17 protein-coding genes, 1 tRNA gene and 1 pseudogene are annotated in these 24,797 nt (G+C 58.7%); 13 read left to right on the top strand and 6 right to left on the bottom strand.

Annotated elements, in window-relative coordinates; all coding sequences use genetic code 11:
* Window positions 1-18 precede the first annotated feature (18 nt).
* Both NBH13_RS07420 and NBH13_RS07415 read right to left on the bottom strand, forming a co-directional pair.
* Window positions 19-2,454 (bottom strand): HAD-IC family P-type ATPase, encoded by a 2,436-nt coding sequence (locus tag NBH13_RS07420; protein ID WP_250779452.1) that lies wholly within the window; start codon window positions 2,452-2,454, stop codon window positions 19-21.
* Between the two features lie 374 nt (window positions 2,455-2,828).
* The gene (locus tag NBH13_RS07415; RefSeq protein ID WP_250779451.1) at window positions 2,829-4,823 is read right to left on the bottom strand and encodes a S1C family serine protease; all 1,995 of its coding nucleotides are present in this window, start codon (window positions 4,821-4,823) and stop codon (window positions 2,829-2,831) included.
* Between the two features lie 274 nt (window positions 4,824-5,097).
* On the opposite strand from NBH13_RS07415, the gene tgt reads away from it, so the two are divergent.
* The 3 genes and pseudogenes from tgt to NBH13_RS07400 form a co-directional block, all read left to right on the top strand.
* A complete protein-coding gene (gene tgt / locus NBH13_RS07410; protein WP_186291038.1) occupies window positions 5,098-6,465 on the top strand; it encodes a tRNA guanosine(34) transglycosylase Tgt in 1,368 nt (455 codons plus the stop codon).
* Between the two features lie 465 nt (window positions 6,466-6,930).
* Window positions 6,931-7,016, top strand: a tRNA-Leu gene (locus tag NBH13_RS07405).
* Between the two features lie 146 nt (window positions 7,017-7,162).
* Window positions 7,163-7,306, top strand: a pseudogene (locus NBH13_RS07400) (NAD(P)-dependent oxidoreductase); the annotation flags it as partial.
* Window positions 7,307-7,471: 165 nt separating this feature from the next.
* Here the strand turns inward: NBH13_RS07400 and NBH13_RS07395 are convergent.
* On the bottom strand, window positions 7,472-8,455 hold the full coding sequence (locus tag NBH13_RS07395; protein WP_250779450.1) for a DMT family transporter: 984 nt from the start codon (window positions 8,453-8,455) through the stop codon (window positions 7,472-7,474).
* A 98-nt stretch (window positions 8,456-8,553) separates the two neighbouring features.
* A complete protein-coding gene (locus NBH13_RS07390; RefSeq protein WP_250779449.1) occupies window positions 8,554-9,624 on the bottom strand; it encodes an alpha/beta fold hydrolase in 1,071 nt (356 codons plus the stop codon).
* A 141-nt stretch (window positions 9,625-9,765) separates the two neighbouring features.
* On the opposite strand from NBH13_RS07390, the gene NBH13_RS07385 reads away from it, so the two are divergent.
* Genes NBH13_RS07385 through NBH13_RS07375 form a run of 3 tightly spaced genes read left to right on the top strand, consistent with a single transcriptional unit; the run spans window position 9,766 to window position 11,861 of the window.
* Window positions 9,766-9,930 (top strand): hypothetical protein, encoded by a 165-nt coding sequence (locus NBH13_RS07385; RefSeq protein ID WP_155497134.1) that lies wholly within the window; start codon window positions 9,766-9,768, stop codon window positions 9,928-9,930.
* Between the two features lie 4 nt (window positions 9,931-9,934).
* Entirely contained in the window at window positions 9,935-10,594 is a 660-nt protein-coding gene (locus tag NBH13_RS07380) for a response regulator transcription factor (RefSeq protein ID WP_022244653.1), read from the top strand.
* A 34-nt stretch (window positions 10,595-10,628) separates the two neighbouring features.
* Window positions 10,629-11,861: a sensor histidine kinase gene (locus tag NBH13_RS07375; protein WP_250779448.1), complete on the top strand. Its 1,233-nt coding sequence runs from the start codon at window positions 10,629-10,631 to the stop codon at window positions 11,859-11,861.
* A 295-nt stretch (window positions 11,862-12,156) separates the two neighbouring features.
* Here the strand turns inward: NBH13_RS07375 and NBH13_RS07370 are convergent, their stop codons facing one another.
* On the bottom strand, window positions 12,157-14,562 hold the full coding sequence (locus NBH13_RS07370) for a prolyl oligopeptidase family serine peptidase (RefSeq protein ID WP_250779447.1): 2,406 nt from the start codon (window positions 14,560-14,562) through the stop codon (window positions 12,157-12,159).
* 213 nt (window positions 14,563-14,775) lie between these two features.
* On the opposite strand from NBH13_RS07370, the gene NBH13_RS07365 reads away from it, so the two are divergent.
* The 7 genes from NBH13_RS07365 to pknB are packed head-to-tail and all read left to right on the top strand — an operon-like array spanning window position 14,776 to window position 23,758.
* Window positions 14,776-15,483, top strand: coding sequence for an FHA domain-containing protein (locus NBH13_RS07365; RefSeq protein ID WP_099595704.1), 708 nt, complete (start codon window positions 14,776-14,778; stop codon window positions 15,481-15,483).
* Between the two features lie 27 nt (window positions 15,484-15,510).
* Window positions 15,511-16,026, top strand: a complete 516-nt coding sequence (locus tag NBH13_RS07360; RefSeq protein WP_099595705.1) for an FHA domain-containing protein FhaB/FipA — start codon at window positions 15,511-15,513, stop codon at window positions 16,024-16,026.
* Window positions 16,027-16,031: 5 nt separating this feature from the next.
* Window positions 16,032-17,648, top strand: a complete 1,617-nt coding sequence (locus NBH13_RS07355; RefSeq protein WP_250779446.1) for a PP2C family protein-serine/threonine phosphatase — start codon at window positions 16,032-16,034, stop codon at window positions 17,646-17,648.
* The gene (locus NBH13_RS07350; RefSeq protein WP_250779445.1) at window positions 17,645-19,270 is read left to right on the top strand and encodes an FtsW/RodA/SpoVE family cell cycle protein; all 1,626 of its coding nucleotides are present in this window, start codon (window positions 17,645-17,647) and stop codon (window positions 19,268-19,270) included. The genes NBH13_RS07355 and NBH13_RS07350 overlap by 4 nt, the downstream gene beginning before the upstream one ends.
* A complete protein-coding gene (locus NBH13_RS07345) occupies window positions 19,267-20,733 on the top strand; it encodes a peptidoglycan D,D-transpeptidase FtsI family protein (protein WP_250779444.1) in 1,467 nt (488 codons plus the stop codon). Before NBH13_RS07350 ends, NBH13_RS07345 begins: the two co-directional genes overlap by 4 nt.
* Window positions 20,730-21,674, top strand: a complete 945-nt coding sequence (locus tag NBH13_RS07340) for a serine/threonine-protein kinase (protein WP_144165958.1) — start codon at window positions 20,730-20,732, stop codon at window positions 21,672-21,674. The genes NBH13_RS07345 and NBH13_RS07340 overlap by 4 nt, the downstream gene beginning before the upstream one ends.
* Entirely contained in the window at window positions 21,671-23,758 is a 2,088-nt protein-coding gene (pknB, locus tag NBH13_RS07335; protein WP_250779443.1) for a Stk1 family PASTA domain-containing Ser/Thr kinase, read from the top strand. The genes NBH13_RS07340 and pknB overlap by 4 nt, the downstream gene beginning before the upstream one ends.
* 214 nt (window positions 23,759-23,972) lie before the next feature.
* Here the strand turns inward: pknB and NBH13_RS07330 are convergent, their stop codons facing one another.
* Window positions 23,973-24,617, bottom strand: a complete 645-nt coding sequence (locus tag NBH13_RS07330) for an anthranilate synthase component II (protein ID WP_144171169.1) — start codon at window positions 24,615-24,617, stop codon at window positions 23,973-23,975.
* Window positions 24,618-24,797: the final 180 nt, after the last annotated feature.

Below are 24,797 nucleotides of genomic sequence, written 5' to 3'. Positions count from 1 at the left end.
GACACCACTTCCCGCAAATCACGCGGATTCGCCGCGGTCGAAAAGCACAGTGAGCGCCCACAGAATGCTGACCACGTCGATCACCTCCTGCATGAATGCGCCAACAACCACGGGAATCAGGTTGAATGCGGCCGCGACCATGCCAATGATGGCGAGGCCGAGGCCAATCAACACCGCCTGAAGCATCACGTTCTTCGTACGACGTGCGATGGCGATGGCACGCGGCACAGAGGCAATGTCATCATTCATGATGACCACCTGCGCGGATTCGGAAGCCGCAGTGGACGTGCCGTCGGTCATGGCCATGCCAATGTCGGCGACCGCAAGTACGGGGGCGTCGTTGACGCCGTCGCCGACCATCATGGTAACCTGGCGGTTCTTGGATTCGCCAGTTATACGCCGCATGATGCGGGCGAGCACGGACCGGTTTTGATGCGTGGACTCGGTGGCATTTTTAACAGCGGCAACCTTATCTTCAGGGAACAGCTCGGATTGTACGTCATCGATACCGACCTCATTTGCGATGATGCGGGCGGACGCGGCCTTGTCGCCGGTAAGCATGGACAGTTCCTTGATGCCGAGCTCATGCAGACGGGCCAAGGAACGTTTCGTATTCGCACGGGGCACGTCGCGAAGCACGATGCGGGCGGCCAGTTTGCCGTCGATCGCCACGTATGCGGCCATCTCGTCCGGCGCAAGCGGAGCGAACAGCGAGTTTGCGGTTTCGGACTTGCGGACGGGCGTCGTCTGCGCCGCCTCGGCGGAAGGGGTGATGGAGGGGTTTGCGGCCGCAGGCTGCGCATCGTCAGACATTCCGTCTCGTACTCCTAGAGTGTCCGATTCTGAAGAATCGGACAAGCAGCGTTCACTCGGCGCATGCAGCACCGGCATGAATCCGGATTCGTCGGCCGTCGCATACGCAAAACGCCCCACACGCACCCGGTGCCCGTTCACTTCGCCGGAAACACCTTTACCTGAATCCTCCACAATGTTCTTCACCACCGGATAGTCGCGCCCATGCCCAGGCAAATCACGCTCAGCGCATAACCGCTGCCCTGACGCATACCGCGCGTACAAGTCGTCCATGGCCTTGCGCCCGGCCGCCGCAATACCTTTCGACAGAATGTGCACCGAGTAACTTTCCACCACACCGGCCATCATGAGAATATGGTCTTCATTGAACGGCGAACTCGTTCCGAACGGTTTCTCCACGCGCACGACCTGCGGTTGCTTGACGGTAAGCGTGCCGGTTTTATCGAAGAAAATATGCGATACGCGGCCTAGATTTTCCAACACGTCCTGTGCTTTAATCAGGATTCCCGCTTTGGCAAGACGCCCTGTTCCAGCCACATACGCAACCGGCGCGGCAATCAGCAGCGGGCAAGGCGTGGCGAGAACCAGCACCTGCGCGAATCGCAGCGGCAGCCCGGAAACCGCCCATGCAATCCCAGCAATCGCAAGCGAAAGCACGGTAAACGGCACTGCAAGCATATCCGCGGTCTTCACGACAGCGGGGCGCGACTCTTGCGCCGACGAAACCAGCTCGAGAATCTTCTGATACTGCGAATCCTGCGCAAGTTGCGTGGCACGCATGGTCAACGTGGTCGAGCCATTGACTGCGCCAGACATCACGCGAGCGCCCGCATACACTTCACGCGGCACAGGCTCGCCGTTGATGTTGCTTAGATCCAGCGTGGCTACACCCGACAGCAGCTCGCCGTCGACAGGCACCGTTTCGCCAGGCAGCACCAGAATCACGTCGCCAAGCCGCACCTGATCGACGGGGACCGTTTCGAAGCGCTCTCCAGCCGCATCATACGTTTGCGAAGCACCTTTTGTGTCCGATTCTGGAGATTCGGACACGTAAGTATGCTTTTCGCCGTCTTGGTTGTCCGTTTCTGCAGAATCGGACATTCTGACGGCGCGGAATCCGTCGACTGTCACGTCGGCCGTATGCTCGCTGCCCGTAGCATGCACATGCCCGCGCACTCCCGGCAGCGCAACCACGTGCGCGGTTCGGGGTGCCGCGTCGATCAGCGCGGTCAGGTTGCTTTCGGCCTTCGACTGCGCGAATTCCTCGATTGCCTCGCCGGATGAGATCATCAGCACCACGGCCCAAGCGGCCCAATATTCCTGCACTGCAACCGTCGACGCAATCGCAACGACCGCCAGCAGATCGACGCCAACATGGCCGTTCCGTAGATCGTCGATCATGCCACGCACCGTCACCACAATCGTGTATACGACCAGCGCGATCACTATCCACTGCCCAACACCCGGATTAAACGAGCTCAGCCAACCAAAGCCAGCATGCAAATCGTGAGAAACCCACGCAGCCTCGCCCCACGGCCTCCACTCCCCCAGCAATGCCAACGGAATCGCGGCCAGAATGGTGATCGGCAGTAACGGAACCTGCTTGCACAGTCGCCAGCAAATATCGATGATTCTACGCATGAGAATCTCCTTACGCTCGTATCGGACGCCTTGTTAACCCATCGGCGCCTCGCCCGCGCGAGCCATCGATACACGGCGTAAAAAGATATTTCCAGCGTAGCAAACAATTGCGATTTTCGTGTCGCAATTGCCAAAAAATAGAAAAGCAGGACTGTACGATTGTTCGCACAGTCCTGCTTCTGCTTTTAACTTTTATTGGTTTTCGTTGGTTTTCCGCGGTTTTACCGTTCTCGCGATGACGTTCACAAGACGTTCTTGCGATTAAGCAACTCCAGTTACGTCTTCGCCGTCAGCCTATCGGGTGGTCGCCACCCGTATTGCAGTCCGCCGCAGCCGACCGCAACCTTCCACGGCCAACCGCGGCGGTCTGCGCTTTACCACAGGCCGAACGGGTCGAACAGGCCGCCTCCGTCACCGTAGCCGTTGCTACCGTTGCCGTCGCTCTGTCCATTTCCGTTGCCGCCATTGCCGTCGTTACCGTTACCGTAACCGTTGCCATTGTCGTTCTGGCTCTGGCCATCATTGCCGTTGTTCTGCTGGTTCCGGTTGTTGGAGGAGTTCGTCTGGGATTCCTCTTGGTCGAGCGTCACGTCAAGCTCCATGGTGTTGCCGTCGCGCACGACCGTCAATGTCACCTTGTCGTTCATGGCGGAGGCGCGCACGTAGCCGAGCAGCGAATAGTTGTTGTTCACCGCCTTGCCGTTGAACGCCACGATGGAGTCGCCGGCCTTCACTCCGGCCTTGGCCGCCGGGCTGTTGTCGACCACGGACTGCACCTGCGTGCAACCGCGGGTCACGCCGTCCGCCTCGACCGTGGAGCTCTTGATGGTGACGCCGAGCGCCACATGCTGCACGGTGCCGTTGTCGATGATTTCGTTGGCCACGCGCTTTACCAGGTTCGACGGAATGGCGAAGCCGATGCCGATGGATCCGGCTGTGCCGGAAGATGTTGTGGTGGATGCGATGGATGAGTTGATGCCAATCACCTGGCCGGCCGCATTGAAGGTCGGACCGCCGGAATTACCTGGGTTGACGGCCGCGTCAATCTGCACGGCGTTGGTGACGATGTCGTTGTTGTTGTCATCGGACACGGTCACCGGGCGGTTGAGCGCGGAAACGATGCCGACGGTTGCGGTGTCATCGTAGCCGAGCGGATTGCCGATGGCCATCACGGATTCACCCACGGCAAGATTGTCGGAATCGGCAAATTCTGCGGCCTTCAGATTGCTCGGAGGATTGTCGAGTTTGATTACGGCCAGATCGGTGGTGGTGTCGGTGCCGACGATTTGCGCTGAGTAGATGGTGCCGTTGGCGAGCGTCACTTGAATCTGCTTCGCGCCGGAAATCACATGGTTGTTGGTGACGATGTAGCCTTTGTCGCTAATGATTGCGCCGGAGCCTTTGGCGCTGCCGTCGCTGGTCGCCACGTCAATGGACACCACAGAATCGGACACTTCTTTCGCCACTGCGCTCCAGTCCGCGGCCTCGCCGGATTTGGCTTTAGCCGAACCGGATCCGGACGTGTTGGACTTCACGCTGGTCAGTGAGCTGGAGGTGGGTACGGTCACCCATCCATTGGTGATTGCCGCGTAGCCGACGCCGAGGCAGAGGACCGCGGAAACAAGCGCCGCCACCACGCCGGTCATCACATGCCCGGTCACGCCGGAAGCGGACTTCGGCTTGGCTGCAGCGCCATTCTGCTGCGGGGCACCGAACGGATTACCGTTATTCGGATTCCCAAACGGGTTGCCGTTATTGGGAGTATTCGGCCCGGCCGGCGGCACGTTGGCACCGCCTTGCGCAGCGGGCTTCATGAACGGATTGCCGTTATTCGATTGCGTGTTCTGTTGATCGTTCTGCTGATTTCCACCCGCATACGGATTTCCGAAGAAAGGATTACGAGGTCGCTGCGGCTGCTGCGGAGTCTGCCCGTACGTGCCATATTGCGGCTGCGGAGGCATGTTCGGCGCGCCATTCGCAGTACCGTTCGCGGAGGCGGTGCCACCAGCCGGCTGCGTCGGTACGGGACCGTACGCACCATATTCCGGTGCCGGACGGTACTGCTGGGTCGGCGCATCCTGCGCGGAGCCGTCGACCACGGTACGTTCGCCCGCTGCAGAAGCATAATCCGGCGTATCGTCCGCCGCAGCCGCGGATTCCGTCGAAGCGCCATCGTTCGCAACAGGCATGGCGGCCGTCGGCTGATCCTCAATACCGCCCTGCACGTCAATCGGTTCGGTAGCCGACTCTGCGGCATACGGCTCGCCTGCGTAAGTTTGCGTCTGTTCCGCATCAACCGGCGGCATCGGCACGGTCTGCTGTTCGTCATTCTGCGGCTGCACGGCGTTCTGGTCGTTCTCTTCAGCCATTTTCGCTCCTTATTCGTCTCGCGGCATTTCACAAATCAGCAATCGTGCCGCTCGAACTGCTATCTACGAGTAAAGATACTCGCTCTGGAAGTTTCCTGAATGTTTGTTGAAAGTAGCAACCAAATACGTTCAACATCACCATTGAATCTGAAAATCGCACCAAAATGCGATCGGCGTCTTCATCGCGCTTTCCGCATCTTCCTTATTTTCATTTCACCAATCGCATTCTTTGCAGCACTTTCAAGAATCGCCGCTATCGCATAAAATATTCCGCATGACAAGCCTTACCGAATCATCTATCGACACAGCGCAAGACACGCAAAACGCGGCAACCGCAGTGTCCGAGAATCTCATCGAACATCCGCGTGGAGCGGAACCAGGCAAGCCGGGCCGCCGCGACGCCTTCTATTTCGAACAGAAAACCCGCCTTCCCGACGCGGCCGACGGCAAGGGACGCGGCGGCGCACGATACGGCCGCACCGGTACCATTCATACCCCCCACGGCGATATTCACACTCCGGCGTTCGTGCCCGTGGCCACGCAGGCCGCAATGAAAGCCGTGCTGCCCGAAACCATGAAGGACCTCGGCGCGCAATGCCTGCTGTCCAACGCGTTTCACCTGTATGAACGCCCCGGTGAGCAAGTGCTCGACGAAGCCGGCGGCCTTGCCAAATTCATGAACTGGAACGGTCCGACCTTCACCGATTCCGGCGGTTTCCAAGTGCTTTCGCTCGGCGCAGGCTTCAAGAAAACCCTCGCCATGGATGTGACCGGAATGAAATCAGACGACGTGATCGCTGAAGGCAAAGAGCGCCTCGCGTTCGTAGACGAGGACGGCGTAACGTTCAAATCGCCGCTCAACGGCTCACTGCACCGTTTTTCCGCCGAAATTTCAATGGGAATCCAGCATAAGATCGGCGCCGACATCATGTTCGCGTTCGACGAGCTGACCACACTGATGAACACGCGCGGCTACCAGGAGCGTTCCGTGGAACGCACCTACCGTTGGGCGCAGCGTTGCGTTGCCGAGCATAAGAGGCTTACCGAAGAGCGCGTCGGCAAGCCGTATCAGGCGCTGTATGGCGTGGTGCAGGGCGCGAATTATGAGGATTTGCGCAGGCATGCGGCCGAACAGATCGCTTCGTTGGACTTCGACGGCGTCGGTATCGGCGGTGCGATCGAAAAACGCATTATCGGCGACACTTGCGCTTGGATTTGCGATGCAATGCCAGAAAGCCGACCGCGCCACGTGCTCGGCATCGCCGCGGTCGACGATATTTTCGCATGTGTCGAGAATGGTGGAGATACGTTCGATTGCGTCGCACCGGCGCGTTGTGGCCGAAATGGCGCGATTTTCACGCGCGACGGACGTTACAACATCAAGCGCGCGCAATTCAAGCATGATTTTGGACCACTTGAAGAGGGCTGCGATTGCTACACATGCACGCATTATTCGCGCGCTTACGTGGATCATGCGTTGCGTGCCCGCGAATTCAACGGTTTCACATTGGCGACGATCCACAACGAGCATTTCTTCGTGAAGCTGCTGGACGATATTCGCGCGTCGATTGACGGCGGATATTTCGACGAATTCCGCGACGAAACCCTGACCCGCTTCTACGCCAACGGATCCCGCGGATAATGCATTTCACTTGGGCCTTCCGCCCAAACGAATGCTGAGCCACACTTCCGCGTTCCAAGGCGTCGACGAACAGACCCGTCGGCGTCTTTTTTCATGTGTTCCGCGCATGTCATGCATACACCCATCCGTCTCACCCCATCCACCACCCAATGTGTCCGTTTCTCCAGAATCAGACATCTAATGCCCATACCGCCCCTCCCGGTTGTCCGATTCTGGAGAATCGGACAAGCAAGCGCCCTAAAACATTCGTCGAATGTCCGAAACGCCAGAATCGGACGAGCCGTGTCGCGCCGCTTGAATTTTCCTACGGAAAATGGCGGAATTTAAGGATGGCTCCGTCGTACGGAAGCTCCCAGAGCTTCCTCCCTCCTCGCGTCGCGCCGCTTGAATTTTCCTACGGAAAATGGCGGCGCGACACGCCGATTTGAGGTTGCGTGGGTTTTGGTGTAAATTAGTCGACTGTCTGCGAGCGTGGCGGAATGGTAGACGCGCTGTCTTCAGGTGGCAGTGAGTGTATGCTCGTGGGGGTTCAACTCCCCCCGCTCGCACCATAACGAAAAGGCCGGAGCCGGAAGGTTCCGGCCTTTTCGTTTTCCAAGCAGCAGTAGGACTCAGCAGCTCCCAACATTTCCGGCAGGAATGCTCCAGGATGCCGAATCCCTTTCATCTGTCATTGGTTGTTTCGGCGGATTGCACGGAGTACGGACTCGCCGGTGAGGAGTTCACCGTCAATGCCGCCGGGCAGAGCTACATCAGCTACGCGGATTACGCGATCGCCGTGGTGGATGAGGCCGAGCAGGCCGCGCACGTGGGCGAGCGCATCTCCGTGTACGCCAAGTAGTACTTCCTTCTCTTGTGCCGTGCATGTCTGATTCTGCAGAATCGGTCATCCACGGCACATTTTTTATGCCCTGAATGTCCGATTCTGGAGAAACGGACAACCAGACTAGGCCAAACACTCTACAGTTGTCCGATTCTCCAGAATCGGACAGTTTGTGGAGAATGGTCAGCGCACGAGGAAGACCATAATGATGATCATGGCGAAGCCGGTCAGGTCGGTGAAGGTGAACGTTTCGCCGGCCCATGCCACTGCGGTGACGGTGGCCATGACCGGTTCGCTGGTGCCGAGCATGGTGGCACGCACCGCTCCGACGCGCATCACGCCTGCCATGTAGAGCCAGAACGCGAGGAATGTGCCGCATACGATGGCGTAGAGCAGCAGGAGCATACCTCGCGCGTCCAGTGCGGGAATGTTCGCCCACGGTTGCGCGAACGGGCACAATACGAGTCCGGACATGAGGAATGTGATGCCGTTGATGGTCATGTTGCCCCATTTGAGCATGAGCATGACCGGCAGGATGGACATGGCCGCGGTGCTCACCGCGTCAACCAGTCCCCATGCGAGCCCCTGCCATGGCAGCGACAGCGAGGCGAAGTTGCCACCGGTGGCGATGAGGAACGTGCCTGCGAACGCCAGGAGCACGCCGACCAATTCACGCTTGAGGGGCAGTCGTTTGCCGCGCAGGCATACCCATGCGAGCACGAAGATCAGATTGAGCGTCTGCAATACGGTGGCGGTTCCGGAATTCGTCCAGTCGATGGTCATCAGGTAGGAGACCTGCACCAGAAGCACGCATGTCAGCGTGGTGACCAAATATTTCGGATACGATTTGACATCTTTGACCGCTCCGGCGAGTTTCTGCGGTGTGGTGATGGCCGATCCGACCAGGAAGATCAGGCTGGCGAATAGCGCGCGTACGCAGGAAAGCCAGATCGGATCCAGCTGGTAGTCACGCATCAGCAGTTTGGCCACGGTGCTGTTCATACCCCACATGGCACCGCCCAGCAATGTCATGCCAGTGCCGATGAGCAGGCTTTTCGGCGTCTGTTCCAGCACATGTTCCGTTTTTTTCGCGGTTTTTTTCGCGGTTTTTTGCGATTCGGAAGTTTTCTGCGATTGCGACGCCTGTCCCGACGTTTGCTTTGCCACGGACTGCCCTCGCTCTCTCTCCACGGCTTTCACGGCAAATTCACGGCGATTGTAGCGCAGACGGTATGCATATTAAACGTCAGTCATACAAAACAGATTTATTCCGCCAAACTTGCGTTCGGCGCCGACAAAAAATCGAGGATTTTGCCGAGATATGGTCCGAGCACGGCATTCGGCATGGAGAAAATTTCGTGCAATGACTGGCTGTATCGCACTTTTTCGATGGAACCGCCGCCTTCTCGCACACGTTCGACGAAGTCATCTTGTGGTCCGTTGAGCACCCACACGTCGCGTCCGGCTTGAAACAGCAATACCGGGGATTCGATAGCTCCACACATATCGGGTTTGAGCACGGCTCGGGAAAGCGCCATCGCCTGGTTTGCCCAATCGAACGTGGCCGCGTTGGTCTGGCACGTCACGTCGGCCAAGCGCTGCTTGTGGAACCAGCGTATGCGCGCTTCGGAGGCTCCCTCGTAATCGTCGAGATTGAGGTTTCCGTCAAAATCGGCATGCCCGAACACGCGTGATTTGCCGAAGCCAAGCCCGCAGATTACGCCGACCACAATGCGTGCGATCCACGTTGGCATGCCGACCACCGGCGCGATCATCGGCGCGGACAGGACCGCCTTGTCGAACAGCGACGGGTAGCGTTCCAGCACAGCCGCGCCGATGCCGCCGCCCATGGAATGGCAGTACAAGTACATCGGGCCATCACCGGCCGTCTCACGTCCCACGGTCTGCGCGAATTTGGCGAAATCGGCCACATACCGGCGCCAATCGTCGATCCACACCAAGCTCGGGTTGCTCATGTCGTGCGTGGAATGGCCATGCCCGCGATGTTCGAACACGCATACGGAGTAGCCGGCCAGTAAGAAGTACCACACCATTTCGCTGTATTTGCGACCGAATTCGGTGAATCCGTGCGAAATCACCACCGCACCGCGGAATATGCCCGACGCGCCGTCTTCACGTAATGCGTCGAATTTGTGCGCGTCGTAGCAGTAGTAATGTAACCGTCCAGGATGCTCCAGCTTAGGCAGCATATTGCCGTCCCAATCAACGGTGGCAGGTTCCATCCAGCCTTCCGTCATGCAGTTACGCAGCGCAGGCAGTACCGTTTCGTCCATTTCGGCGTCGTAACGCGCCTCATCGATGAGCGTGATAGTCATAAATTCCATCTTAGGCGAACGGCGCCAAGACGAAACTAAGCACAGGCATGCGCGCTGTATAACGATGCGTCAGTGCATCAACGGCGTACCGGAACAACCGAATCCTCACCCCCGCGCGCCATCCTCGCATACTATGGAGGTATGAAGTTTGTTTCACTGCTGATGGTGGTAACGCTGTCTCTCACCGGCACACCAACGTATGCGTACGCGGCGGCAACCCCCGTTGACAACAACGGCGATATCTCCGCTGCCCAAGATTCCAACTGCCCAACATGGCTGCAATGGCTGTGCGGAAAAGGAAAGTGATCGCATGATGTCCACGCGGGAAAAGCATCCCAAGATTCACCGCATCGCGCTGGTCGACAATGATCCGCGAGCGCTGGATTCGCTCAGTGCCGTCATTGCCAGCAAAGTGCCGACCGCGTATGTGGTGTGGACGGCGACTTCAGGCTGTGAGGCGATAGAACGTTGCCAGGATGCGAACGGCCATGTCAGCTTATTGATTCTCGATATGTCGATGGAGGGATTGCAAGGCCCCGCCACATGTCGTCGGTTGCGTTTGATGGGCCAGCGCATGCCGATTCTCGGTGCAACCAGTTTTTCCATCAATAGTTATCGGGACAAGCTGGTTGAGGCTGGTGCGCAAGGGCTGGTTGGTAAGGAGAATGCCGACCAGTTGGCGCAGATTATTATGCGTATGTGCAATGGCGAGGTGATGGAGGGATTTGAGCCGCCTGCGTTGGCCAATCTGCGTATCAGCAGGGAGGCTGAGACCACTCCCGCGCTTACCGTTCGTGAGGAGCAGATTATTTCCTTGTGCGCGGAGGGCATGCTTGACCGGGACATCGCCGAGCGTTTGGGGATTTCCGAAGCCACCATCCGCAAACATATGCAAAGTATTTTAAGAAAACTCAACTGCAAGACCTCGCGTCAGGCAGTGGCACTGTGGGTGAGGTCCAATGCGCTCTAAACCCGCAACTCAGTACATTGCGTGGCGCAATCGTATGCGCACGCAGCATCCGAACCTGTGGCATCCAATCCGTTTCGCCATTATGCTGATCGTGCTTGCATGGACCATATACGGCGTTTGCTACGAGCCTCCTACCGACATATTTGGCGTGATATGGGCTGCGATGCTGGTTACGGCGCTCGTACTGTCTCCGCTGTTTCTGAAAAGCGCATCGGTGGCGATTCTTGTGATTGCCTCCATAGGCGATCTGTTTACTCCCTACGCGCATTTGGGCAATTCTCTTCCCGCGCAGCTTTACGCCTATGGCATGCTCGCATACAGCACTAATGCCATTATCGTGGCAACGTTACTCACATATTACGTTGTTAACATTCTGCTGATTGACCCCCCTGGCCCAAATACCAACCCCGTCGCCATGGTCAGCATGTATGCCATGGTGCTACTGCTTGGTCGGGCGTTGAGTTGGAGCGAAAAAACAACGCAGAAAAGCTTCGAAGCGGCGCAGAACAAGAATCGTCTGCAGGAATTGGAAAGCCGCGCACGCATTGCCGATGCCATTCACGATGCGGTGACGGGCGATTTGTCAGCGGCGACGTTTGTAGCGCAACGGCATATCGGTGGCAACTCTAGCAGTCCTGGCGTCGCTGCTGACCCTGCCAACGCAACCACAACTACGGCAACCGCAACAGCCGATGCCGAAGACTGGCGTCAAATCAACGAATATATTCTTTCCGCATTGACGAACGTGCATCGCGTCATCGACGAATTGAATATGGACGCCACCACTCTCCCCGGCGACGCCGACGGCGAAGCGTTGTCCAATCTGCTGCGAGCAACACTGGATGACGGCGATCGTCGCTTGCGCAAGCTTGGCTTCAATATCACGTCCATCCGGCACTGCGCGGGCGGCAAGCCGAGCGCATCGCAAGCAATCGCCGAACTTGCCAATAATCTGCTGCGCGAGATCTATGCGAATATCGCACGCCATGCCGCTCCGGGAAGCAAGGTCGATCTTTCGGTGATGCTCCGGCCGAATGCCATCGAAATCACGCAAATCAATCCCATGAAAGAGGACATGGCTGGAGCTGACGAGCGCGATGACGAACTACCGGGCGGCCACGGGCTCGCCTCGTTCAAGAAGCAGCTCGAATCGTATCAGGGCATGCTCACCACGTCTGCGCAGGACGGCAGTTGGACGTTGTTTGCGTACATTCCGGTGACCGTCATCGACGATTCGCCCGGTTTGCTTGAACAAGTGCAGGTTTGATCGCATCTGCATTGCAGATCTGACGCTATTCGTTTGCTCTTGCTTGATTTTTGCTCTTTTTCTACGATTTTCGGCTTTCTCAAGCCCAACTTGGAGAGGGGTACACAAATGTGGTACCCCCTCGCTTGCGAAGTCGTTTTCGCCTGTTTTATGTTGGCAATCGAGAAGGGAACGCGTTCGCCCACGACGCTCGGATGCTTGGCAGTCCGGAAGTCGCAGGGGAACGCGTTTTGCTTTTGTTCGTTGCTTTTGCTTGCGCTTTTGCAATTATCATTACAGCGCTATCGGAGCAGCACTACCGCTTCAATGCTTCCGCGAGGAAATCGCGCTGCAGGATCAGCAGATTTTCGGCGACCGTCTCATCGTTGGTCATGTGCGTGATGCCGGTCAACGGCAGGAACGTGTGCTTGCGTCCGGCAGCCATCAGCGCTTGGCTCAAACGCAGGCTGTGCGCAATCGTCACATTGTCGTCGGCGAATCCGTGGATGAGCATGAGCGGGCGATCGAGTTGCGGCGCGTCGGCGATGATGCTGTTACGTTCGTACACGGCCGGGTCGAGGCCGAGGTAGCGCTCGGTGTAATGCGTGTCGTACAGCGTCCAGTCGGTCGGAGGTGCGCCCGCGCAGGCCGCAGCGAACGTTTCCGGCGCTTCCAGCACGGCGAGCGCGGAAAGGAATCCGCCGTACGACCAGCCGATCATGGCGACTCGGTTGAGGTCGGGTTGTGGAATGGTGGTTGCCGCGTCGCCTTCAGCCAGCGCGTTCAACGCTTCCGGCAGCGCGTGCACGGCGTCGACTTGGTCTTCGAGCGTCACGGATTTCATGGTTTCGTAGATGGCGCGATCCCATTTCGGCCCGCGTCCGGTGGTGCCGCGCCCGTCGGCGGTGACCACGATGTAGCCCTGATCGGCCCACCATTGCGCATCCCAGTAGAAGGATTGGCTTTCGACGACTTGCTGGAATCCTGGACCTCCGTAAGGCTTCATGAGTACCGGCAGAGTGTCGGCATGCGCGTATTCGCTGCCTGTCGAGGGAAGCACAATTGCCGTGTACAGCCCGCGTTCGCCGAGTCGGGCGAAGTGCACGTTCGGCGTGAATCCGGGTGTTTCGGCATGGTTTTCGATTGGTGCGACCACCATTGACGCCATGTCCGTGCCATTTTCGTCGGTTGTGGCGATGTTCATGCAATGCTGCATTTGCACGGTCGCGTCGTCCATGCCACGTCCGGTCACCACGCAGCCGTTTCCTGCGCGGGACATGGTCCACTGGCCGGGCGTGTAGGTGAGAGGCTCCCATGTGCCGTCATAGCGGATTGACACCACGTCGAAGCTGCGGGCGCTATGGTCGGCGGCGTTGGACTGCCAGAGGAATGGCAGGCTGTCGTCAGGCAACAGTTCAGGGGTTCGCTGTACCACGCACAGCACGTCGTCGTCGGTCACGTCGAGCACTTCGCGCACCTGGAGTCCGATTGGGGTGAACGGAACACTGTCGACGGTGAGTCGGTTCATATCGGCGTCCATGTCGTTCATCGCGCAGATCAGGCGTCCGTCCGGCGTGAATGCGGGGGTGCCGTGAATCAGGTCGAGCCAGTAGTCGTTTCTATGTTCCTCGAGCACGCGCGTGGTGCCCGGCCGTTCGCCTTCCGCGTATTCGGGGATGGCGATGGAGAAGGTTTCGACCTGGTCGCCATCGCTATCGGTGAAGTCGTTCTCCGCGTCGCGCATGGTGGCGATCGGCTCGCCTACGTGGATGGCGAGCACCTGATCGTGCTGCTGAAGGCGATCTTGCACAAGCATGATCGGCTCATGCCCGCTTGTCCATCTGACTGCGGCCAAATATTCGTAGGTTTCGTGGTCCCAGACCACTTCGTTGGCGATTGCCCCGTAGCAGCAGTTATCGCTGTCAAAGCCGAGTTCCAGCAGGGTCAGGTGCACGTCGGCATTGGCGGTCAACGCTTGCGGATAGCGGTTGGCTTGCGCCGGATTGGTTGGATTCGCGGGGTCCGACAGATGCCAGATTGGTTCGGGGGATTCGTCGTAGGTTTCGAACAGCACATATTTGGAGTCCGGGGACCACCAGAATCCGTCGTAGCGGTCCATTTCCTCGCCTGCGGCGAATTCCGCCAATCCGATCTTCCATTCGCCGTTTTGCGGGATTGAAGCGACTACCGAAATCGCGTCTCCGATTTCTTCATCGTCGGCGAGATCCACATCGACCAGATATGTTCCGGTGGTGTACATCACATGATGTCCGTCGGGGCTGATGCGCGGGTTCAGTACCGGCTTGAGTTCGTCTTCATCGATTTCGATGGTTCGCGTCACGCCCGCCGAAATATCGGTGAGGAACAGTTGTCCGTTGATGGTGAAGGTCACGCGGTTGCCGCTTGCGTCGGTGGAATAGCCGACGATTCCGGAACCGCCTTCGCGCGCACGTTCGCGACGCGCCCGTTCTTCAGCGGGAACGTCTTCGGCGTCGGCATCGGCGAGCAGCGTGCGTGGATCGGCGAGCAGCGTTTCGCTGGCGTGGCCGTTTTCGTCGATCGCGCTCATCCACAGCGAGGTGACGGTATCTTCCGGACCGTCGGAACGCAGGAACAGCACGCGAGAGCCATCTGCAATCGCGCGGGCCGAACGTGGCGCACCGCAGGAGAATCGCAAGGTACGTGCTTTTTTACGAGGGAACTGTCGAATCGCATCTGTCATATTCCCAACCTATCACCATTCCATATCTCCCTTTTCCACAGACATCCATCGCACAGCGTGGGAATCGAGATTATGGAGACAAACCCAGAACCATATACCCCCTAGATGGTATAAAGACCGAAATATTGCATGAAATTTTTGCAATTAACAGGCTTATGAATTGGCGCTCGGCACTCTACCGCGTAGGATGGGTGAGGATAGAAAGGGACAAGCATGAGTGTTCTCGACCGATTTGAGAAGAGCGTGGAAGGCGCCGTCAACGGGGTTTTTGCCAAGTTCGGGTCCAAGGACCTGCAGCCCGTCGACCTTTCCAGCGCACTGGAACGTGAGATTGACAAAGAGGCCATGCCCGTCACGCGCGACCGCACCGTGGCGCCGAACGAGTACCGTTTTAAGCTCAGCACGCCGGATTTCAATAACATCGTCGATTGGGGTGCCGAAGCGCTGGCCAACGAGCTGGCCGACAACCTCACTCAGTATGCGAAGGACCAGCATTACGCGTTCGTAGGCCCGGTCGTGGTGATCTTCGAAGAAGAACTCGACTTGACCAAGAGCAACTTCAAGCTGACGAGCGAATCCGTGCAGGGTAACACCGTGCCCGTCACCACCGAGGCACAGACCGAGGATTGCCCGATGCTGGAGATCGGCGAGCACCAGTATCTGCTCACGGAAAGCAAGACCATCATCGGCCGCGGCTCTGACTGCGACATCGTGATCGACGATCCGGGCATCTCCCGCCGCCATATGGAGATCGACATCACCGATAACGGCAGCACCGTCATCGCGCGCGATCTGGGCTCCACCAACGGCATGTATGTCGAAGGCCACCATGTCGAGGCGGCCACGCTGCTCGACGGCAACACCATCACCATCGGCCGCACCCGAATCCTGTATTGGGCATCTTCGCAGGATCAGGAGTAACCAACCCCAACCTCGGGAGTTGCCTCTATGCTCACTGAACTTACTTTCGCGATCCTCAAGTACGGCTTCCTCGTACTGCTTTGGATCTTCGTGGCCTGTACGGTACGTTCGCTGTACAGGGATGTGGAAACGCTCAGCCCGCGCAAGTCGCGGGCTCATCGCCGTAAGGAGCGTCGCGCGCGCAAGGCCGTTGAAGCGCCAGCGCCCGTGGCCGCCCTCGCGCCGGTGGCCAGCGCCGCGTCAAACGCCAAGCCCACCTTGCTGGTCATCATCGATGGTCCTCTTGCCGGCAGTTCCGTCCCTCTGACCGGCAACACCATCACGCTTGGCCGTTCTGCGTCGAACACCGTGGTTTTGGATGACGAATTCGTCTCGTCCCACCATGCGCGCGTCTACACGGATCCCGTCACCGGCAAATGGGCCGTCGAAGATCTGGGTTCCACCAACGGCACTGTGGTCAACCAGCAGCGTCTGAACGCGCCGATGATCCTTGGATCGCGCGTTCCCGTACGCATTGGCGCAACCACCTTCGAATTGAGGTGACCCGTTTGCCGACTTCTCCTGCTTCACAACCGCTGTTCATGTATTCCACCGTCGTTTCCGACGTGGGTACCGTACGTTCCAACAACCAGGATTCCGCGTTCGCGGGCGAGCATCTGATCGCCATCTGCGACGGCATGGGAGGCCATGCGGGAGGTGACACCGCCTCTACCATCGCCATCCGTTCGCTGGCCCACATCGAACAAGACAATGTGCAAGGCGATGTCCAGATTATTGCCCACATGATGAAAACCTCGGTTATGGCCGCGCATGACGCGATCGTCGGCAAGGCGAAGCGCGAACGTCGTCTCGCGGGCATGGGCACCACCGTCACTTCCGTCGCGTTGGTTGCGGGATATTGGGTTTTGGCACATATCGGCGATTCCCGCGCGTATCTACTGCATGACGGCCGTTTGATCCGCATGACGACCGACCACAGCTATGTGCAGCATCTGATCGATACCGGCCGCATCAGCGAGTCCGAGGCGCGCAATCACCCGCAGCGCAACGTCGTAATGCGGGTTTTGGGCGATTTCGATATCGATTCGCGCCCGGACATCGCCGTGCGCAAGGCGCATCCGTCCGACCGTTGGCTGCTATGCTCCGACGGCTTGTGCGGCGTGCTTGAGGATTCCACGTTGCAGGAGGTGCTATCCACCTGCTCCGATCAGGAAGAATGCGCTCAACAGCTAGTTTCGATGGCGCTTCGTGCCGGCAGCACCGACAACGTCACCGCGGTCATCGCCGACGCGACGCTCGCCCTCGACGCGGATGCGTTCGACATGCCACATCAGACGCCGCTGATCGGCGGCGCGGCCAGCGCAAGCCTCGAACCGATCGCCGACATCATCAACGAGCCGGTCGCATCCGCGCCCGCACTGCGCGAAGGCAAGAAGTCGCCGGCGGCTCGTGCGGCGGCATTGCGCAACGGCAAGAATCCCGACGAAAACGACAATCCTCCGGAACAGCGCGTGGCACAGCCCTCCACGATACGCGAGGAAAACGGCGACCGTATCAATCCCGATACCGGCGAAATCCCCGTCGTGCAAAAGGATGATGGCCGTATTTCCGCCGATCCAAACGATCCGGAAGTCGCCAAAGCCATCCACAACGAGCATATCGAGCAGCGCAAGACGAAGCGGTCACGCACCAAACGCAACCGCGTGATCACCATCATCGTCACCATCGTGATACTGCTGGGGCTGGCGGGCGGCGCTTTCGCAACCTACAGATGGAGCCAAACCAAGTACTATATCGGCGACAATAACGGCGAGGTGTCGATTTTCCAAGGCGTGCCGACCAGCCTGTTCGGCTTCCAGCTGTCGCATGCCATCACCGACACCAATATGAAGACGAGCGAACTGCCGCCAAGTTGGCAGGAGCAGCTCGCGCAGGGCATTTCCTTCGACACGTACGGCGAGGCGAAAACGCATACGCGCCTGATCAAAAAGCAGCTGAAACAGCAGCAGGACGACGAAGCGCAGAAGAAGCAAGACAAGACGAACAGCGGATCCGATAGCACGTCGTCAAGCAAATCCTCTGATACGGCTTCCGACAAATCGTCAAGCAAATCAGGTGATTCGGGCAACGCTTCGTCAGACAAGTCAGGCGGTGACCAGTCATGATGGTAACCCGTCTGAGACAATTCGGCCTGCTCTTGTTCAGCATGCTGATTTGCGGCGTCGCGTTCTTCCAGATGTTCGAACGCACCACCGGCGGTTTTCCGCATAATTACCTGTGGATGCTCGCATTCATCGGCGCATTGTTCCTGACTTCCTGGGGATTGCTGCTGCGGTTCCAGCCGTACGCCAACCAGGCGATCATGTGCTGCGTGATGGTGCTGACGGGCACCGGCGTCATGATGATCGCCCGCATCGATCAGGATTTGAACACGTCTGTCGCGTTCAAACAGTTGCTTTGGCTGTCGATCGCGCTGGTTTTGGCGAATCTGCTGGTGATTTTCATGAAGGATTACCGTGTGCTGCGGCGGTTCTCGTACGTCAGCATGGTGATCGGTTTGGTGTTACTGCTGTCGCCGATGCTTCCGGTGGTCGGTTCCGAACAGTATGGCGCCCGTATTTGGGTGAAGATTCCTGGTTTGGGATCGTTCCAGCCAAGCGAATTCGCGAAGCTGTTCCTCGCATTCTTCTTCGCCTCCTATCTATATGACCACCGCGACCAGCTGGCCGTCGGCGGCAAGAAGGTGTTGGGCCTGCAGTTGCCGCGCATCAAGGATCTGGGGCCGATCATCGTGGTGTGGGTCGTGTCGATGGGCGTGCTGGTCGTGCAGCACGATTTGGGCACGTCGCTCATGTTCTTCGCCATGTTCGTTTCCATGCTGTATGTGGCCACGGGGCGTACCAGTTGGATTGTGATTGGTTTCATCGCGTTCGCCGTGGGCGCGTTCGCGGCGGCCAACATTTTCAGCCATGTCGGCGCCCGTGTTGACGCCTGGCTGCATCCGTTCGACTCGGCACAGTACAACAAGGAGTATGGCGGCTCATACCAGCTCGTCACGGGTATTTTCGGCCTGGCATCAGGCGGCTTGATGGGCACCGGCCTTGGGCAAGGTCACCCGTCGCTCACTCCGATCGCCAACTCCGACTACATCTACGCGGCACTTGGCGAAGAGCTGGGCCTCACCGGCCTGATGGCCATTCTGATGCTCTATTTGCTCATCATCGCCGCCGGGATGATCACTGCGATGAAAATCAAGGATGGGTTCGGCAAGCTTCTCGCATCGGGCCTCGTGTTCACCATGGCCTTCCAGGTGTTCACTGTGGTGGGAGGCATCACGTTAGTCATACCACTTACGGGTTTGACTCTTCCGTACATGGCCGCCGGCGGATCCTCACTCATAGCGAATTACATGTTGGCAGCACTCTTAGTGGTGATTTCCAACTCGGCGAACAAACCCGAATCCGATATCGATAGCGACACGTTCCAATACGAGGCGATGCAGGCGCTGCGCGCCCGCAAGCAGAGCCGCGCCAGCAGAAGCGTCGCCTCTGCGCAATCCGATGCACAATCGCAAGCTGTTTCGCAAGCAGCCACGCAAGACGTTCCGCAAGTCGCCGTACCGGCCGCCATGCAGCAATCGCAAGCAACGGAAATCATTTCCGCGGAAACGCCGGTCGCAGGCATGCCAATCACACCCCCTGCTCCCCCATCGAATGTGTTCGGCGCATCTGACATGCCGAGCACACCGAGCCCATCGGGCAACACGTCAGAGGGGAGCCAAGCATGAATAAATCACTCCGCCAACTGTTCACCATCGTGGTGGCGCTGTTCGTCATCCTGGGCATGTCCACCACGATCATCACGGCGATCCGCGCGAACCAGCTCAACGGCGATCCGCGCAACACCCGCGCCCTCTACCACGAGTATGGTGCTCCGCGTGGCTCGATTCTTGCGTCGGACGGCTCCGTCATCGCCAAATCCGACCCGTCGAACGACGCGTTCTCGTATCAGCGCTCCTATGCGGCCGGCGAGCTGTATGCGCCGGTCACCGGATTTTTCTCCATCAGCCAGCGCGGCTGGAGCGGTATCGAAGCCTCGCGCAGCTCACTGCTGTCGGGCCAATCCGACCAACTGATGTGGCAACGGTTCAAATCGCTGTTCACCGGCCAAGAGAACAAGGGCGCGACCATCGAAACGTCCATCGACCCGAAGATCCAGCAGGCCGCCTACAACGGCCTCTCCAACAATGACGGCGCAGCCGTGGCCATCGAGGTGAAGACCGGCCGTGTTCTCGCCATGGTGAGCACACCAAGTTACGATCCGAACCAGCTGGCAAGCCATGACACGTCCGAGGCGAACAGCAACTATTCCACTCTCTCGCAAAACGAGTCGAACCTGATGCTCAACCGCGCCACCTCGCAGCTGTATCCTCCGGGATCCACGTTCAAGACGGTGGTGGCGGCCGCTGCGTTGGAAACGGGCGAATATCAGACCGACACTGAGATTCCTGCCGGATCGAGCTACACGCTTCCGGGTACGGCCACGCAGCTGACGAACGCGGTGTCGCAGGCCGACGGTTCGGATGGCAAGATCACGTTAGAAGACGCGATGGCGTATTCGTCGAACACCGCTTTCGCCCAGCTGGGAGTGGCTTTGGGTGGCGACAAGGTCTCATCCATGGCCGAAAAGCTTGGTTTCGACAGTCCTATCGCCATCGATGGTTCCGAGTCCACGGGCACGCCGTGGATGAGCGTGGCGTCGAAGTTCCCAACCGATGCAGCCGACGACAAGCTCGCCTTGGCGTCCATCGGCCAGGGAGACACCGTGGTGACCCCGCTACAGAACGCGCTGGTGGCCGCCGCAGTGGCGAACGGTGGCAAGGTCATGCAGCCGACGCTGGTGGATTGCGTGCGTTCCTCCGACTTGTCGGTCATCTCACAGACCAAGCCGCAGGTCATGAGCCGCGCATTCAGTTCGGACACCGCGGGCAAGCTCACGCAGATGATGGAAGCCGTGGTCACCAAGGAAAACCCGAATCTGGCCATTGACGGCGTGCAGGTGGCAGCGAAAACCGGTACCGCGCAGATCGGCGACGGCAACACGTCCATCGACGGCTGGGTGATAGGATTCGCCCCTGCGGACGATCCGAAGATCGCCGTTGCCGTAGTGGTACACAACGTGGACTTGTACGGCTCGTTCGCCGCAGGACCGATTATGAAAGCGATGATGCAGGAGGCGCTGGCAGAGTGAAACTGATTGAAGGACAGCTCATCCACCGACGCTACAGGTTGGACGCCCGTCTGGCCCAAGGTGGCATGGGCGAAGTGTGGAAAGGCTACGACATCCAGTTGGGCCGCCCGGTGGCCATCAAGGCATTGCGTGGCGATTTAGGGGTCACGCAGGAGGCCAAACTGCTTCGTTTGCGTGCGGAAGCGCATAATTCCGCCAATCTTGCACACCCGAACATCGCTGCTTTGTTCGAATACTACGAGCATGACGGCATCGGCTTCCTCATTATGGAGTATGTGCCCAGCAAGTCGTTGGCCGACCTGTTCCACGAGCAGAACGGCCCGATGGAGCCGACCCGCTTGCTGCCGATTCTCATCCAGACCGCGCGTGGCCTGTTCGTCGCCCATTCGCATGGCGTGATCCACCGCGACGTGAAGCCGGCGAACATCATGGTGTCCGATTCCGGCGAGGTGAAGATCACCGATTTCGGCGTCTCCTACTCCACCAATCAGGAGCAGATCACGCAGGATGGCATGGTGGTGGGCACCGCGCAGTACATTTCCCCGGAGCAGGCGCAGGGTCAACAGGCCACGCCTCAATCCGATATCTACTCGCTTGGCGTCGTTGCCTACGAGGGCCTGTGCGGACATCGTCCATTCACTGGCGCCACGCCGGTTGACATCGCCGCAGCCCATGTCAACAATCCGGTTCCGCCGCTGCCTGACTCCGTCGATGTACAGCTGCGCGAATTCGTCATGTCGATGCTGGCCAAGGATCCCCTTGACCGTCCGAAGGACGCGTTGACGGTGTCGCGCACATTGTCCCGCATCGAACGCCGTCTGCTCGACCAGCAGACACAATTGGCTGACACGATGGTGGTGCCTGCAGGTGGAAGGCTTCCGCGCCGCGTGGTCAGCAGACCTCATATCTTCTTGAGTACTGATGGGAAGGAACAGGGATGAACATCAACATGCCTACCTCTTTGGCTGGTGAACGTTACCAGCTCGGCCAACTGGTCGGCCGTGGCGGCATGGCCGAAGTGCACGTGGCACTCGATACGCGTCTTGGACGTACCGTCGCGGTCAAGATCATGCGCGCCGACTTCGCCAACGACAAGATCTTCCTTGAGCGTTTCCGTCGCGAAGCCCATTCCGTGGCGCAAATGAACAATCCCAACATCGTGAACATCTACGATTCGGGTGAGGAAGTCGTCACCACCGAAACCGGCCAGACCGAGCATCTGCCGTATCTGGTGATGGAGTATGTCAAGGGCCAGACCTTGCGCGACATTCTCAAAGTGAACGGCGCTTTGAGCCAGCGCGACGCCGAACAGGTGATGATGGGTGTGCTCAACGCGCTCGAGTATTCGCACCGCATGGGCATCATCCACCGTGACATCAAGCCCGGCAACATCATGATTTCCGAGCAGGGCGTGGTCAAGGTCATGGACTTCGGCATCGCCCGCGCGCTCGACGATTCCGCAGCCACGATGACGCAGTCGCAGGGCGTGGTCGGCACCGCGCAGTACCTGTCTCCCGAGCAGGCGCGCGGCGAAAGCGTCGACATGCGTTCCGACCTGTATTCCGCAGGTTGCGTGCTGTATGAAATGCTTACCGGAAGGCCGCCGTTTACCGGCGATTCCGCAGTGGCAATCGCCTATCAGCATGTTTCAGAGGTCGCCACTCCCCCAAGTTCGGTTGTTCCAGGATTGCCGAAGATGTGGGATTCGATTTGCGCGAAAGCGATGGCGAAGGATCGTCAGAACCGTTACGCCACGGCTTCCGAATTCAAGAACGATCTGCTGACGTTCATGAACGGCGGTGTGCCGATGGCGGCCGCGTTCAATCCGTTGACCGATCTGACCAATATGAAGGCACGCAAGCAGGCCGAAATGACCGCGAATACCGTGGCCATGACCCCTGCCGGCGAAACGACCGTAACGCAGGCGTTCAATCCCGTCACAGGCCAGTTTGAGGCCGTGCCGAACCCGCAGAACGGCGTTGCCACGAAAACCCGTGCGGAACAGCGTGCGGAGGCCGCGAAGGCACGCAAGAAGAAGCAGATCATCATCGGCTCCGTCGTGGGCGGTCTGGTGGCTCTGCTGGTCATTCTGGGCGTGTTCTTCATGTTGAACAAGAGCGACTCGGCCGCCGACATGGTGGAAGTGCCTGATTTCACCGCCACGACGAATGTTTCCGAGGCGCGCGTCGAAGAGCAGCTCGCAGCCAAAGGCCTGAAGCTCGACGCCCGCGAGGATTCCGATTCGAGCAAGCCGAAGGGCACAATCACCAAGCAGAATCCCAGGGGCGGCAAGAAGGTCGCCAAGGGCTCCACGGTTTCCGTATGGTTCTCCACCGGCCCGCAGTCGGTCGCGGTGCCGGATGTGTCGAACAAGAGCCAGGACGACGCGAAGTCCATTCTCGAGGCCGCCGGCTTCAAAGTGGGCAACGTGCGTACGGTAGACAACGCATCCATCGAAAAAGACAAGGTGGTAAGCACCGATCCTGCGGCCAATTCGAAGCAAACCAAGGGCACGATCATCACGCTGTACATTTCGTCCGGCATGACCCAGATTCCCGACAATCTGATAGGACAGCCGAAGGATTCGGCCATTGAGCAGCTCAAGCAGGCCGGTCTGACGCAAATCACCATCGAAAACGAGTATTCCGATTCCATCGCTTCCGGCGCTGTGACCCGCGTCGATCCGGGTGTCGGAAGCACGGTCGAGGCTGGTACCGCGGTCACGATTTGGGTGTCCACCGGCAAGCAGCAGATCAGCGTGCCCAGCGTGGCCGGCATGAGCTATGCGAATGCCAAGAGCCTGCTGGAAAGCTACGGCTTCCAGGTCACGGTTTCCGGTCCGGAGGATGGCACCGTCACGGGCATGTCTCCAACCGCCGGTACCCAGTCCGATAGCGGAGCCACGATCACGTTGACCACCAAATCCTCCAACACCAACAATGAAGGCAACCCCGGAGGTAACACCGACGGAAATAACAACGGCGGCAACACCGGCGGAAGCACCAGTGGAGGCACCACTAACTGATCGATCACCACAACCGCGATAGCCGCCATAATTCACGATGAAGGCCCGACTGGAAATCCCCAGCCGGGCCTTCATGCTTACGATTACGTTTTACGAAACTCACGTTTTTCCGAGATTCGTTCCCGATTTTTTCGCGCGGTTCACATATTCCGCGATTCCCTACAGTCCTTACGTTTCGCGCGTTTTCGCGTTTACACCTTACGTTTTCGCGCCTTCAGGCCGCGACCTTCGGCTGCAATCCGGCGGAACGCTCCACCGCGTTCTCCTGCCCGCACACCTTCAGCCAGTTCGCAAGCAATCGGTAGCCGTCTTGCGTCATCACGGATTCGGGGTGGAACTGCACCGCATACATCGGCTTGCTGCGGTGCTTGATGCCCTGCACGATGTGGTCGCTCTGCGTCCACGCGGTCACTACCAGCTCTTCCGGCACGGAATCAGGCTCCACTGCCAGCGAATGGTAGCGAGTGGCGACCATCGGATTGGCCACTCCTTCGAAGATCTCGTCGTCGACATGCTCCACCAGACTGGTTTTGCCATGCATGATGGTCGGAGCATGGCTTACGGTGGCGCCGAACACTTCGGCCAGTGCCTGCATACCCAAGCAAACGCCGAACATGGGCTTGGACTGCTCTGCGCACAGGCGGATTATGCCTTCGCTGGCACCGGATTCCGCCGGGGCGCCAGGCCCTGGGGAGATCAGCACGCCGTCGTATTCGTCGATCACACCGGTCTCGCCCGGGTCGATCGCATCGTTGCGCACCACCGTCACCGTGGCACCCAACGTCTTCAAATATCCGACGATCGTGTACACGAACGAATCGTAATTATCCACGACCAGAATGCGTGCGGAATCGGTCATCATGCTCCTATCGACGTTGGAATGCCAGCATCCAAATATTTCGAATCGTTCGAATGCTTCAAATCTCTCGAATATTCCGAATGCTTGCGTTGTGCGAATACTTGCGTTTGAACAGCAGTCTACGTACGCAACATGTCATGACATGACGTGCGTCTCACGCAGCAACCGCAGCAACTGCAA

The organism is Bifidobacterium intestinale, from assembly GCF_023656765.1.
In the GTDB taxonomy this organism is placed as follows: Bacteria; Actinomycetota; Actinomycetes; order Actinomycetales; family Bifidobacteriaceae; genus Bifidobacterium; species Bifidobacterium hominis.
This window is presented reverse-complemented; position numbering and strand designations above follow the sequence as displayed.